This window comes from Myroides sp. NP-2, assembly GCF_014145665.1.
Lineage (GTDB): Bacteria > Bacteroidota > Bacteroidia > Flavobacteriales > Flavobacteriaceae > Flavobacterium.
In genome coordinates this window covers 1-13,938 of record NZ_JACHTD010000013.1, presented here as the reverse complement: position 1 = coordinate 13,938, position 13,938 = coordinate 1, and the positions used below count along the sequence as shown (strand labels likewise).

Sequence of the window (13,938 nt, the reverse complement as noted above, 5' to 3'; positions counted from 1 at the left end):
TTTTTGGGTTTTTAGTTTGGGATTAAGCTTTTATTTCAACGACAATTGGACAGTGATCCGAATGTTTTACTTCCTGTAAAATAGAAGCACTTAGGATGCGATCTTGCATCGATTCGGCCACCATATGGTAGTCGATTCTCCAACCTTTGTTGTTGTTTCGGGCATTGGCGCGATAGGTCCACCAGCTGTATTGGTGTGGTTCTGGATGGAACAAACGGAAGCTATCGATAAATCCATGTGCCACAAATTTGTCTACCCATGCGCGTTCTTCAGGTAAAAAACCAGAAACCTTTGCGTTGCGTACCGGATCGTGAATGTCAATGGCTTTATGACAGATGTTGTAGTCGCCACAAATAATTAAGTTGGGAATTTCTTGTTTCAACGCTTGAATATAGTTGAAAAAGTCGTCCATGTATTGGTATTTAAAATCCAATCGATCGATATTCGAAGCCGAAGGAAGATATAACGACATCACAGAAAAGGTGTCAAAATCGACACGTAGATTTCTACCTTCAAAATCCATATAGTCAATGCCCGTTCCGTAAGTAATGTGGTTAGGTTTTTCCTTACAAAAAATAGCTACGCCGCTATATCCAGCTTTTTCTGCCGAAAAATAGTACTGATAGGGGTATCCTGCTAACGTAATTTCATCGGTAGGAATTTGATTTTCTTTTGCTTTGGTTTCTTGTATGCAAATTATATCTGCATTTTCCTCCTGCATCCAATCTAATAGTCCTTTTTTTATCGCTGCGCGAATCCCATTCACGTTATAGGATATTATTTTTTTCATTATGGCTGATTTTTGTATGAAAATCAAAAGTAGAAAAAATATGTGTTATTCCGGCTCAAAAGAGCCGTATTGACGTGTTTTTTAATCTTTAATTAGCATTCTGTTGTTGCATTGATAAATGGGAGGTTAACAAGTAGTTGTCCGTGCTGTCGAAGTGGAAATTTGCCGAAGAATAAACAAGGGTATAGAGGGAATAAGCTCGAGCATTTTGTTTTTTCCTGCTAATGGCGCTGACAAAATTGTACTGAGGTATCTTTTTTTTAATCAGATATTTAAGTTTTTAACATCAATAAGACTAGTGATATCCGTGCAAGGATGAGAAAATAAAATAGAATACCTAAAGAATTTAGTATATTTGTCTTACTTAAATTTTGAAATTGATGGGGTTAGTAACAGCTAAGGAAGTAGCGAAAGCGATTAACGTGGACAAGTATGGTATCTTTGGTACTTTTACGGGGTGGTTGCTTATGAAGACGCTTAAGGTTACTACCTTGAATAAGATTTACGACAGGAATAAACATTTAGAAGAGTTAGAGTTTTTGAACGCTATCTTAGAGGAGTTTCAGATTGAATTCCAAATTGATCCAGAAGAATTAAAACGCCTACCTAAAAAAGGGCCATATATCACAATATCAAACCATCCATTAGGAGGAATTGACGGTATATTATTGTTGAAATTGATGTTAGAGCATGATCCTAATTTCAAGATCATTGCCAATTTTATCTTGCACCGCATAGAGCCTTTAAAGCCTTATATAATGCCTGTGAATCCATTTGAAAATAACAAAGATGTTAAATCAAGTGTTTTGGGATTAAAAGAGACGTTGAGGCATTTAAGTGACGGCAAACCTTTGGGAATATTTCCCGCAGGAGAGGTTTCTACCTATAAAGACGATCGTTTGGTTGTTGATAAACCATGGGAAGAAGGAGCTATTAAATTGATTAAAAAGGCCAATGTGCCTGTTGTGCCAATCTATTTTCACGCAAAAAATAGTAAGTTATTTTACTTTTTATCCCAGATAAACCCAACTTTACGTACGGCAAAATTGCCTTCAGAATTGTTGACGCAAAAAGATCGCGTAATCAAAATACGCATCGGACGCCCAATCTCTGTTGAAGAACAAAACGAACATTACGATTTAAGCGATTATGGAAACTTTTTGCGCTTTAAAACGTATCTGTTGTCAAACGCTTATAAAGATGAGGACTCTCGTAAATGGATAAAAGTTCCCTCTTTTAATTTTAAATTTCCAAAGATGGTAAAGGACATCGTCCCTCCACAACCCCTAGATCGAATTAAACAAGAAATAGAAGTTTTACGCGAAAAAGACTTTCGATTACTTCAAAGTAAAAACTATGAGGTTTTCTTGTGTAAATCAGACTTAATTCCAACAATATTGTTGGAGCTTGGCCGACTTAGAGAGGTTACTTTTAGAGAGGTAGGCGAGGGAACAAATAACGAATTAGATCTGGATCAATACGATAAATACTATCACCATATGTTTTTATGGGATAGCGAAGCAGAACAAATTTGCGGGGCCTATCGCATGGGATTGGGATCTGAAATCTATAAAAAATACGGAATCAACGGATTTTACTTGAATGAATTGTTCCGATTTGAATCTGAACTCTATCCGATGATGGCGCAATCCATCGAAATGGGGCGTGCATTTATTGTCAAAGATTACCAACAAAAGCCTATGCCTTTGTTCTTATTGTGGAAGGGTATCGTACATACTACCTTGCGCTTCCCAGAACATCAATACCTAATCGGAGGAGTGAGTATCAGCAATCAGTTTTCAGATTTTTCCAAATCGCTGATGATCGAATTTATGCGTAGCCATTATTTTGATCCTTTTATTGCACAATATGTTACGCCAAAAATGGAATATAAGGTGAATTTGAAGGATGCAGATAAAGATTTAATTTTTAATGAAACCGAATCGGATTTGAATAAATTTGATAAGATCATTGAAGACGTTGAACCAGCAAAATTGAGAGTTCCCGTGTTGATCAAGAAGTACATCAAACAAAATGCTAAAGTAATAGCTTTTAATGTAGATCCACTCTTCAACAATGCTATTGATGGGTTGATGTATATCAAAATTGCAGATCTACCAGAAAGTACGGTGAAACCTGTCATGGAAGAGTTCGAAGCAGAACTGGAACGAAAAATACAAGAGGAAGCCAATAAATATAATTAAACTTTAAAAAACACCTAGTAATAGGTGTTTTTTTTATACTTTTTATTGACGCTAATGGAAACTTGTTTTTTATTTGGTTGTATTTTGTTTTAATTACTATTTTTTTAAGCAATTGATTGTTTTATATGAAAAATATGCTATTTTTGAGTTGTTAAATAAAAGTGAAAACAATGTTCAAGAAAGTTAAATATTTTTTAGTTTGCGCAGGTCTTGCATTAGGAGTTGCAAGTTGTAGTAGTGATGATGGTAGTGACCCTAAACTTCCATTGAAAAGTGAAACCTATGATATTACAGTAGAAATTACAGAGTCAGTAGGTCTTGATCATATTATTGTATATAAATCAAATGGAACGAAAGTTACTACAGATGTAATATTTAAAGATGATGGTATTCCAGTAGCAGTGACTCCAGGAACACCACTTCCTCCAAGAAAGTTGAAATGGGAAAAGAGTTATACCAAAAATAGTGAAGAGTATATTAGTATTATTGTAAAAGGTAATGAAGGAGAAACATATGGTGAGGTAAATGTTACAGTGAAACGAGAAGAAGAAATTGTGATGCACAAAATAGGAACTGGAAAAGATATTTTAGTAGAACTAGGTTTCTAAAAAAATCGATATAATAAAAAAAACAGCCATTTGGCTGTTTTTTTTATTATATAAGTTCAGTGTTAATGAAACAGTTGACGTATTTTATTGACAATAATTTGGGCTAATTTTTCTTTGCTTTCTATGGTCCACCCAGCGATGTGGGGGGATAGTAGCACTCTTTTGCTTTGAATTAAGTATTGTAAAGGTTGTGGTAGGTTTGCTTCAGCAAACATATTTTCAAAAGACGATTTCTCATATTCTAACACGTCTAGTGCTGCACCTCGTATTTTTCCACTTTCTAAAGCGTCAACTAAATCAGGGGTGTGTACTGCTTTACCTCTTGCGGTATTGATAAGCCAAAAGGGCTTTGCCATATGTTGAATAAAGGAAGCATTAATGAGGTGAATTGTTTCAGGTGTTTGTGGTAGGTGTAAACTAAGAATATCTGCTCGCTCTTGCAATTCGGCTAACGATACTTGCTTAGCGTATTGGTTTTCTAAATTATTTCGAATATCATAAAAGATCACCTCACAATCAAAGCCCTGTAGGCGTTTTGCAAACGCATTTCCCATGTGACCGTAGCCAATGATTCCAACAGTTTTTCCTTCGATTTCAACCCCTCTATTGCCTTCTCGAATCCAAATGCCTTGTCGAACCTCTTGATCTACTAAATGTAACTTATTGAATAGGGTCAACAACATGCCCAAGGCATGTTCACCTACAGCTGTTTGGTTTCCCTCAGGAGCAGCAATAAGGGCAATGCCTTTTGACGCCGCATATTCACCATCTATATTTTCTACTCCTGCTCCAACACGACCAATGAACTTTAGTTGTGTTGCTTTTTCCAAAAAAGAAGCGTCAATCTTAAATCGACTGCGCAGTATAATTCCCTCGTATTCGTGTATACTTTGCTCTATTTCTTCTTTGCTAGAAGTGTAATCCTCTACATTGGTATATCCCATAGCGGCTAGTTGTTCTAGCATTAAAGGGTGGTTGCTATCTAGATGTAATATTTTTTTTGCCATAACCTAAGATTTAAAAACCAAGTATCACTTTTGCAATGGAAAAGTAAATTAAAATTCCAAAAATATCGTTGCTTGTTGTAATAAAAGGACCTGTTGCTAAAGCTGGATCTATACCATATTTGTTTAAAAAGATAGGCACAAACGTACCGATTAAGCTCGCAATGATGATCACGCTAATTAGCGCAATAGACACCGTAATTCCAATGATGTAATCCACGCCCAAAAGCACATGACTTCCGATCATTAAAAGGATAGCCAACAAAAAGCCGTTTAATAGGCTTAGGGAAACTTCTTTACCCAGTCTTTTCCATATGGAGCCCGAAATGGTATTGTTGGCAAGGCCTTGCACGATAATCGCCGAAGATTGAACTCCTACATTACCCGCCATAGCGGCAATTAAAGGAGTGAAAAAGAACAAAACACCAAATTTCTCCATTGCTCCTTCAAAACTTCTCGAAACATTTACAGCAACAAAACCTCCAATCATAGCGAGAATCAACCAGGGTAAACGCGCTTTGGTTAGGGTTAAAATGCTGTCATTGGTATCTACATCTTGTGAAATACCCGCAGCCAACTGATAATCTTTATCTGCTTCATCTTTGATTACATCGACAATATCATCAATGGTAATGCGTCCAACGAGCCTACCCATTTCATCGACAACGGGAATAGCTTCTAAATCGTATTTCTGCATGATGCGCGCAACTTCCGTGTCTTCCGTGTCCACTTTAACATAGTCTACTTTTGGAATATAGACATCGCTAATGTGTGTAGTAGTAGAAGAAGTAAGTAAATCTTTAAGAGATAAACGTCCTTTTAAACGTCCTTCATCATCCACTACATAAATAGAATGCACACGTGAGACGTGTTCTGCTTGCTTGCGCATTTCCTTGACACAGGTAAGAATCGACCAATTTTCATTGACTGATACAAACTCCTTGGCCATTAATCCCCCTGCGGTATCTTCATCATAGCGCAAAAGCTCCACAATGTCCTTGGCGTGTTCTAAGTCTTCAAGCTCTAAGAGAACCTCTTCTTTTCTCTTTTCTGATAATTCGGCAATAATATCTGCCGCATCATCGGTATCAAGCTCATCTAACTCTTCTGCAATCTCTTTGGGAGAAAGACTCTTTAATATCTTTTCCCGTAAATCTTCATCTAAATCAAGTAATATTTCTGCAGTGACTTCACTATTTAATATATCGAAGATATAAATGGCTTCTTCAGAATGAAGCTCATTCATAATCTCAGCAATATCCACAGCGTGAATATCCTTTAGGAGTGCTAATAATTCGGCTTCTTGGCCTGTAGCAATAAGTTCTTCGATTTGTTGGATAGTTCCATCACTGATTTTAAACTCCATGTAGTTCTATTTTTTTTGTAAGATCAATAAATTCTTCTACTCCTAATTGTTCTGGACGCATGTTAAAAATCGCCTCCTCTCGGATGTCATCGGGTAAATTGAAACTCTTTAAACTATTTCTCAAGGTCTTTCGACGTTGATTAAAAGCAGTTTTTACGACGGTAAAAAATAATTTTTCATTGCATGGCAAGGAGTAATTCTCTTTTCTGCGCATGCGCATAACCCCAGATTTGACTTTGGGTGGTGGATTAAAAACATGTTCAGACACCGTAAATAAGTATTCAGTGTCATAAAATGCTTGAGTTAGCACAGAGAGAATACCATAGGCTTTGCTGCCTTTCTTCTCACATATGCGTTCGGCAACTTCTTTTTGAAACATACCTGAAAATTCAGGTACAAAATCGCGAAGCTCCAAAACGCGAAAAACAATCTGCGTGGATATGTTATAGGGAAAGTTTCCTATAACGGCAAAAGGTTCTTGGTTAAATGCCTGTACGATATTGAATTTTAAAAAATCTTGTGCAAAAATATGATCCTGTAATTTAGGATAGTGTTTGTGTAAATAGTCAACAGATTCCGTGTCGATCTCTACCACAAAAGTTTCAATGGGCTTGTCCAAGATATACTTGGTCAACACGCCCATTCCAGGACCAATCTCCAATACTTTTTTATACCCTTCTAAGGTAAGCGTATCTGCGATTCGCATCGCAACATTTTCATCCGTTAAGAAGTGTTGCCCCAAGTGTTTTTTTGCTCTTACTTTATCCATGGTAAATTGGTTTAGTGTTCGCTAATTAGCTCTAGTTCTGTTTTGAAGGTAAGCATTAATTCGCCAAACTTTTTGCGCGATTCACTTTCAAAGAAATCGGCGTCTTCGCGGTAAAATTGGTTCAATACCTCTGCGTTGGGCGCTTCAAATTGAAGGGAGTACGTAATTCCACCCATGTCTTCCTCTACAAGAACTTTCACCATACGGGCTTTATTGAATTTTTTTGTATTGAGCATGCCAGGAATGTAAAACTCTTTGGTCCATGCCATCCATGTATCGTGTACACTTTCATGGATGTTTATCGTTATATTGTAAATAATCATCTGCGGTATATTTGGGTTGTACAAAGATAAAAAAAGCACCAAATGACTTTATCGGATTTGGTGCTTTTCATATGCGAGTATTTATCGTGTAAAATTAATCAATAATATCAAATCCTGTGTACGGTCTTAAGACCTCAGGTATCACAATTCCTTCTGGCGTTTGATAATTTTCTAAAATTCCAGCCAATACACGAGGTAACGCTAGTGAACTACCGTTTAATGTATGAGCCAATTGGCTTTTGCCCGTTTTATCTTTAAAACGCAGTTTCAAACGATTGGCTTGGAAAGTTTCAAAGTTAGATACCGAACTGATTTCTAACCATCTGTTTTGGGCAGTTGAAAACACTTCGAAATCGTAGGTCAACGCAGAAGTGAATCCCATATCTCCACCACACAATCTCAAGATTCGATACGGCAGTTTTAATTCGTGTAACAATTCTTGAACATGCTCGACCATTCCATCAAGGGCTTGATATGAATTGTCAGGATGTTCGATGCGTACAATTTCCACTTTGTCAAATTGGTGTAAGCGGTTTAACCCTCTAACATGTGCACCATACGATCCTGCTTCTCTGCGGAAACATGGGGTATAGCCTGTACAAAGCACTGGGAAATCACTTTCTTGAAGGATTACATCTCTAAACATATTCGTAATTGGCACTTCCGCTGTTGGAATTAAATACAAATCATCCACGCCAATGTGATACATCTGTCCTTCTTTGTCTGGTAATTGCCCTGTTCCAAATCCTGAAGCCTCATTAATAACGTGAGGAACTTGGTATTCTCTATAGCCTGCTGCTGTATTCTTATCTAAAAAGTAAGAAATTAAAGCGCGTTGTAAGCGAGCTCCTTTACCTTTGTATACAGGAAATCCAGCACCCGTAATTTTATTCCCTAATTCGAAGTCGATTAAATCGTATTTCTTAGCCAATTCCCAGTGTGGTAATGCCCCTTCGTGTAAGGTAGGGATCTCTCCGTGTTGGTGAACAGTAATGTTGTCTTCAGCATCTTTTCCTGTGGGAACTATATCCGCTGGAACGTTGGGAATCGTATATAACTTCTCGGTAAGCGCAGCTGAAATTTGATTTAACTGTTCCGTCAAGTCTTTACTTTGCTCACGTAAATTTGATGTCTTTTCTTTGATGAGTTCTGCCTTTGCTTTCTCTCCACTCTTCATTAACTCTCCAATACTTTTGGATAGCTTGTTGGATTCCGCTAAGACATTGTCTAATTCAACTTGTGTTGCTCTTCTTTTCTCATCTAAAGCAATCACTTCGTTTAGCACCTCCGTAACATCAAGATTTCTTTTTGCCAAGCCTTTAATCACTTGTTCTTGATTCTCTCTAATAAAAGCTATCTGTAACATAGTATAAATAATAGTTTAAGATAACAAAGTTAGAAAATACTTTTTTATTATTCGTCTTTTTGTTGTTTTTCATCGGATTACTCGCTTATAAAAAGGAGAACGTAACGTTAAATCGCCTTTTATCCCATAATTATGCCCCCTTTCGCTTTGTTGCAACAGCAACAACAACAAAAAAAACGAAATATAGCGGCATGAGTGATTTACATTTAGCGAATTCGTCTAGGCTTGCATCTTTATCAATAATAGTTTGCTAAAATATAGTTGATAGTTCAACTAATATTTTATTTTTGCTTATTATTCAGATTTGAAACGAAATTAGTACAATGGAAATATTGATTAAACTTTCTCAATTCTTATTGAGCTTATCCTTCTTGATTATCCTACATGAGTTAGGACATTTTATCCCAGCTAAATTATTTAAAACGCGTGTGGAGAAATTCTATCTCTTCTTTGATGTAAAGTTCTCTCTATTTAAAAAGAAAATAGGCGATACAGTGTATGGAATTGGTTGGTTGCCTTTAGGAGGATATGTTAAGATCTCTGGAATGGTGAATGAAAGCATGGATACAGAGCAATTGAAAAGTGAGCCACAGCCGTGGGAATTTCGTTCAAAACCAGCTTGGCAGCGTTTAATCATTATGTTAGGTGGGGTAACGGTAAACTTCATCTTAGCTTTTGTGATTTATATTGGGATGACCTATGCTTATGGTGATTTATATATTTCGAATAAAGATATGGATCATGGCGTTTGGGTGCAATCGCCTATCCTACAAGAAGCAGGATTAAAAACCGGAGATAAAATTGTTGCGGTTGATGGGAAGGAAATTGAGCGTTTCAACGATGTTGGTTATGAGGTTATGATGGGGCATCAGATTGAAATTGAGCGCAATGGGGTGATAGAAAATATTGACTTACCTGTAAACTTACTCGGGCAATTGAGCGATGGAGCTAAAAAAGAAGGGTGGATTTCCTTGCGTATTCCCTTTGTTATTATGGGGTTTGTGGAGGATATTCAAGGGTCTAATGCGGCAGAAGTATTTCAAGCAAAAGATGTTATCAAGAGCATCAATGGTATTGCAACACCGTTTATGGATCAAGTACAGCCTGCAATCGTTGGATTAAAAGGGCAGACTGTTCCCGTTGTTGTTGAGCGTGACGGAAAAGACGTTACCGTTCAATTGCAGATCAATGCAGATGGCGTTGCTGGCATAGCGCCAGCTGGAGGATTGTCAATCGACACCATTAAGCAAATGGGATTATATAATATCAGCCAAGTAAAGTATACACTAGGAGAATCTTTTTCTGTTGGATTAAGTAAAGGAACGGAAAAAGTAGCAGGCTACTTCCAGCAATTAAAGAAAATTATTAAACCGGAAACAGGAGCCTATAAAGGAGTAGGTGGATTTAAGGCCATCTATGATATTTTTCCATCAGTATGGAGCTGGGAATACTTCTGGAATATTACTGCTTTATTGTCAATCATGTTAGGAGTAATGAACTTATTGCCGATTCCTGCCTTAGATGGAGGTCATGTGATGTTCTTGTTGTATGAAATGATTTCAGGTAGAAAACCAAGTGATAAATTCTTGGAAAATGCGCAAATGGTTGGTTTCTTTATACTTATAGGGTTGTTATTGTTTGCCAATGGAAATGATATTTACAAAGCGATATTCAGTAAATAAAAAATAAAGCGAATGTAGTTGCAGAAATAAAAAATGATGTTATATTTGCACTGCATTTAAGGTAAGATACCTTCCTCCTTAGCTCAGTTGGTTAGAGCATCTGACTGTTAATCAGAGGGTCCTTGGTTCGAGCCCAAGAGGGGGAGCAAATAACCTCAGTAAGTCATTGATTTGCTGAGGTTTATTTTTTATAATCGTTTTTATTGTCCAACGAATTATCCAACACTCAATAAAAAACAAGGATATATAGCTAAAAACATTCTTACTAAACCTTTGTCCAGTTGTATTATTCTGATGTTGTTTATTAACCCTCTTTCTGATTAGGTTCTTCTTCCTCTTTGTCTGATGACAATCAACCAAAATAAGGGTAATTTCATATATAGGTATATAACACCTTACAGAGTTACCTGAACAAGTTGAGCAGAGAAAGAAGTTGAAAAATATATCTGTAAAAGTCTTTTGCAAGCCCGCCACCCCATAAAAAAAATTGAATTTGTTTCTAATAAAAAGGGGCGTAGATTTCACACCTACCCCTTTGTCTTTCATTTACTCAATTTTTGACCAATATAAAATCCCTAATGAGTTAATCCTTTCCTTATCGCAAATTTCAATCTGCTCTGTATTTATATCATTATTAAATTCATAAAACTTTATCTTTTCAATCTCCAAACTTTTTTACAGCTCTTGACCCCGTGGTTATTATTGCTTATCTCCGTATTAAATGATAGTGAACAAAGTATTTGTTTCAAACTTTGAATAATCAGCATTGACAAAATCATTATAATTTTTAGTAAATGAATTTTGAAGATTTAGAAACGTTGGCTCCTCATCTATTGTTGTATTATATACTTCTTCATCTTTAGCAGAATTATGCTTAAAACAACTAAAACTTATCTAATAGAAGACAATAAACTGATAAAAATCTTGTAAGTTGTATTCTTGAAGTCGATTTTATCTTTTATTTGAAGGGTTTTTATTTGGGTTTTGAAGCTTCTCTATTCTTGTATGTCGAAAATGCTAGTAAAACAGCCCATATAACATCTATAATGTTCCAAATCGTTCTTCCTAATACTACTTTAACAAACGGATTGATAAGTAAAGCAGAAACCAACCAAATCACAAGCCAAGTCTTATCTTTTTTACCTCTTTTCTGATAAGCCAACCACACCTACAAAACGGACAAACTGATAATATCCGTAACTCCAGTCTAATAAACAGAGTAAAAATAAGATTGATAAACTAACTTTAGAGTTTTGGAAATATCTGTCATTATATTATTATTTTACATATTCGTAAATTTGCCATTCTTCGTCATCAAATTTTTTTTCACTTGAAGAGTAGTTTCATTCAAAATCAGGATTTCAGATTATATTGCTTCATCTTCTCAATTCTCTGTAAGAGGGTTTTCTAAAATTGACCAAGTGCCAATTGCTTCAACAACTCCATTGTAACGGTCTATAAGCGTTCCTTTTGACTGAAATGTTCGGTAAGGTGTCAGTTCTGATTGTTAAAGTCACTCGCTTTTTATCTATGTTCTGACCAAATACCTACAATTAGGCTGTTTTCGTTGTTTGTGTTATTATCATCACTTGAATAGGCTGTGATTGTTAATAAGGTTATTAGTAAGCTAAAAATAGATTAACTGTTTTCATTTTTATTTAATTTTGATGTTACTGTTTGAGTATGTTTTATGAATTTACTTAAGAACTTTATTGATAATCTAAATTCCTTATAATAAGGTAAATTATAAATCATCTTTGATTTTTTTTATTTCACTTTCTTTTCTTATAGATTCTTCTCTTGCTTTTTTATATCTTAACTCTAGAGTTTTGTCTGTATATGTTAGGCTATAATAGGTAGCGTAATCATTTAATAAATTATTTGCAGAAATTGTAAGTTGTAAATTTTCTGTTTCCCACCAAGATAAAGTATCTTGATTCTTCCCAAATGATTTATAAGTTGGTTCTCCGAAAATAACACACAAATATTCATATAGCTTTCTGTTATATTCTGTTATTATCTGAATCTTGTAAATATAATTATCTATTGTTCCAACAAAAACTCTAAAAACTTGAAAATCCCCTATACTTCTTAGAGTAATTTCTTTTTGGAAATCAGCTATGTGGCTATTTCCTGTGTTAAATGTGTAGTCTTTACCACCTATTGTCATTTTATAAGCTTTGGAGAAATATTCTTCTTCTATTAAGAAGTTATAGTTATCTACTTTCTGTCCAAGTTTTATATTTTTAAATCCATTCTTTTCTTCTAATACTGATAAATTTTGGGAATAAGAGTATGAAAAGCAAAGTATAATAAAAATTGTGATTTTTTTTCTTGTCATAATATTGATTCATATCTCACCAGTACCGAAAGTGAAGTTAAAGTTTTGAACACAAAAAATGCACGGTACTTTAGCCTACTGTACAGAGGTACTGGTATACATAAAGACAAATAAACCAAGTCCGTGTAAACCACGAACATTGGGTTTATTATTCTTGTATGTCTAAAAATTACCAGTTTTCTGAACAAGATAATAACTAATGCTAATCTATATTTTACTATCTAAAATTTTCTTTTACTTATATTTTCTGTTTTTATCATTTCTGTAAATTTACGAATTTTGATACATGTTATGTCAGTTCTCACTAACAAAAACAAAGTTTCAATGTGTAAAATTTTTCTTCCCAAACCAACTAAACAATTTTCTTCAATCTCAAAAAGGTGTTTTTCCAAATCGTAATATAAGTTTCTGATTCAGATCTATACATACAATAACTGCTTATGTATTTCGTATAACTGTTAGATATTGTTGTATCTATCAGCTATCTCATTATTTATGTATTTTTTAAAATTTCTATAAATTCGGTTATAGTCTGTTTATCTCCAGCTCTTGAAAGATAAACGTGAGTTAATGATTGTCTTTCAGAAACAGTAACTTGACCAACCTCAATTGATTTGTTTTTAGCCGTTTTCTGCTCTTGTGAAACAACAATACTCTTATTGACAAAACAACCTTTGTAGTGTCTTGAAATCTTCTCCAAAAACTATTTATAAAACAGCTGTCTGATATATTTTTTCCATTTAGGTTACGGCAAATTGCTTTAGCACCTTTACTTGCTACCTCATCGAAGTTGTTACAAAATAAAAAATGCTAAATACTGATTATCAATATTTAGCATTTTAAAATTTCTCCTAATTTTGAAAAACTGCAACATTAGGGGGTAAAAGGATTATTATATAATAGTATATACTATACAAGTATATTCTTTACAGGTACTCCTTATTATTATTATTATTATTATTATTATTATTATTATTATTGTTACCAATATTCCATTTTAGTATTTACTTTTAAAGTTGTTATATCATACAACAGTCTTTCTATTTCTTCTTTCAATAGAGGTAGGTAATTCTCTGTTGTTACCAAGCTGTCGTGAATGCTCCATAAAGGAATATCAGGATATTTTTTGCTGAATCGTAATGCAACACAATCTAATAGACAACAGGCTTCTATATGGCTTAATAACGTATAAAGCTCAACACATTCATTTTTTATGTAACTCATAATCTTGAACACACTTGGAAATTTATCTTTGAAAATTTTTATCTCTGAAACAGTTGATTTAGAACTACTATAAAAAATCTCCATAACAACCGATTTAGCAAAATCTCTTTCAGATTCGTAAACTTCTTTCTTTCTCGGTTTTTCCGTATTAATTATTTTCTTTTTACGATTAGAGTAATTTGTAACCATTCTGAAAGGTTTTCCTGTTTTATCATAGGTTATATCAAACTCTTCCTGAATCAAGGTGTAAAAATCTTTTTT

The 13,938-nt window shown here is 34.7% G+C and carries 12 protein-coding genes, 1 tRNA gene and 1 pseudogene; 4 read left to right on the top strand and 10 right to left on the bottom strand.

The features are described from left to right. Positions 1-22: 22 nt before the first annotated feature. Positions 23-790 carry an exodeoxyribonuclease III gene (locus tag H4K35_RS12565; protein ID WP_182628315.1) on the bottom strand — a complete coding sequence of 256 codons (768 nt, stop codon included), beginning with the start codon at positions 788-790 and terminating at the stop codon, positions 23-25. Between the two features lie 380 nt (positions 791-1,170). On the opposite strand from H4K35_RS12565, the gene H4K35_RS12560 reads away from it, so the two are divergent. Both H4K35_RS12560 and H4K35_RS12555 read left to right on the top strand, forming a co-directional pair. Next, positions 1,171-2,994: a lysophospholipid acyltransferase family protein gene (locus H4K35_RS12560; RefSeq protein WP_182628314.1), complete on the top strand. Its 1,824-nt coding sequence runs from the start codon at positions 1,171-1,173 to the stop codon at positions 2,992-2,994. A 170-nt stretch (positions 2,995-3,164) separates the two neighbouring features. Further along, positions 3,165-3,602, top strand: a complete 438-nt coding sequence (locus tag H4K35_RS12555; RefSeq protein WP_182628313.1) for a hypothetical protein — start codon at positions 3,165-3,167, stop codon at positions 3,600-3,602. A 62-nt stretch (positions 3,603-3,664) separates the two neighbouring features. Here the strand turns inward: H4K35_RS12555 and H4K35_RS12550 are convergent, their stop codons facing one another. The 5 genes from H4K35_RS12550 to serS form a co-directional block, all read right to left on the bottom strand. Beyond that, positions 3,665-4,609: a 2-hydroxyacid dehydrogenase gene (locus H4K35_RS12550; RefSeq protein WP_182628312.1), complete on the bottom strand. Its 945-nt coding sequence runs from the start codon at positions 4,607-4,609 to the stop codon at positions 3,665-3,667. Between the two features lie 10 nt (positions 4,610-4,619). Then, positions 4,620-5,972: a magnesium transporter gene (mgtE, locus tag H4K35_RS12545; RefSeq protein ID WP_182628311.1), complete on the bottom strand. Its 1,353-nt coding sequence runs from the start codon at positions 5,970-5,972 to the stop codon at positions 4,620-4,622. Beyond that, positions 5,962-6,741 carry a 16S rRNA (adenine(1518)-N(6)/adenine(1519)-N(6))-dimethyltransferase RsmA gene (gene rsmA, locus H4K35_RS12540; RefSeq protein ID WP_182628310.1) on the bottom strand — a complete coding sequence of 260 codons (780 nt, stop codon included), beginning with the start codon at positions 6,739-6,741 and terminating at the stop codon, positions 5,962-5,964. The genes mgtE and rsmA overlap by 11 nt, the downstream gene beginning before the upstream one ends. Positions 6,742-6,752: 11 nt before the next feature. Then, positions 6,753-7,064, bottom strand: coding sequence for a DUF4286 family protein (locus tag H4K35_RS12535; protein WP_182628309.1), 312 nt, complete (start codon positions 7,062-7,064; stop codon positions 6,753-6,755). A gap of 94 nt (positions 7,065-7,158) precedes the next feature. Beyond that, positions 7,159-8,430, bottom strand: coding sequence for a serine--tRNA ligase (gene serS / locus H4K35_RS12530; RefSeq protein ID WP_182628308.1), 1,272 nt, complete (start codon positions 8,428-8,430; stop codon positions 7,159-7,161). Between the two features lie 323 nt (positions 8,431-8,753). On the opposite strand from serS, the gene rseP reads away from it, so the two are divergent. After that, positions 8,754-10,112, top strand: a complete 1,359-nt coding sequence (gene rseP, locus H4K35_RS12525; protein WP_182628307.1) for an RIP metalloprotease RseP — start codon at positions 8,754-8,756, stop codon at positions 10,110-10,112. Between the two features lie 72 nt (positions 10,113-10,184). Further along, positions 10,185-10,258: transfer RNA gene (locus H4K35_RS12520), tRNA-Asn, on the top strand. Positions 10,259-11,085: 827 nt separating this feature from the next. Here H4K35_RS12520 and H4K35_RS15945 read toward each other — a convergent pair. The 4 genes and pseudogenes from H4K35_RS15945 to H4K35_RS12505 all read right to left on the bottom strand — a co-directional run. Next, positions 11,086-11,344 (bottom strand): annotated as a pseudogene (locus H4K35_RS15945) (DUF6804 family protein). Positions 11,345-11,856: 512 nt separating this feature from the next. After that, positions 11,857-12,453: a hypothetical protein gene (locus tag H4K35_RS12515; protein WP_182628306.1), complete on the bottom strand. Its 597-nt coding sequence runs from the start codon at positions 12,451-12,453 to the stop codon at positions 11,857-11,859. Positions 12,454-12,946: 493 nt separating this feature from the next. Then, the gene (locus tag H4K35_RS12510; RefSeq protein ID WP_158961768.1) at positions 12,947-13,153 is read right to left on the bottom strand and encodes a hypothetical protein; all 207 of its coding nucleotides are present in this window, start codon (positions 13,151-13,153) and stop codon (positions 12,947-12,949) included. Between the two features lie 281 nt (positions 13,154-13,434). Further along, on the bottom strand, positions 13,435-13,938 hold a 504-nt coding region (locus H4K35_RS12505; protein WP_182628305.1), incomplete at its 5' end, for a hypothetical protein.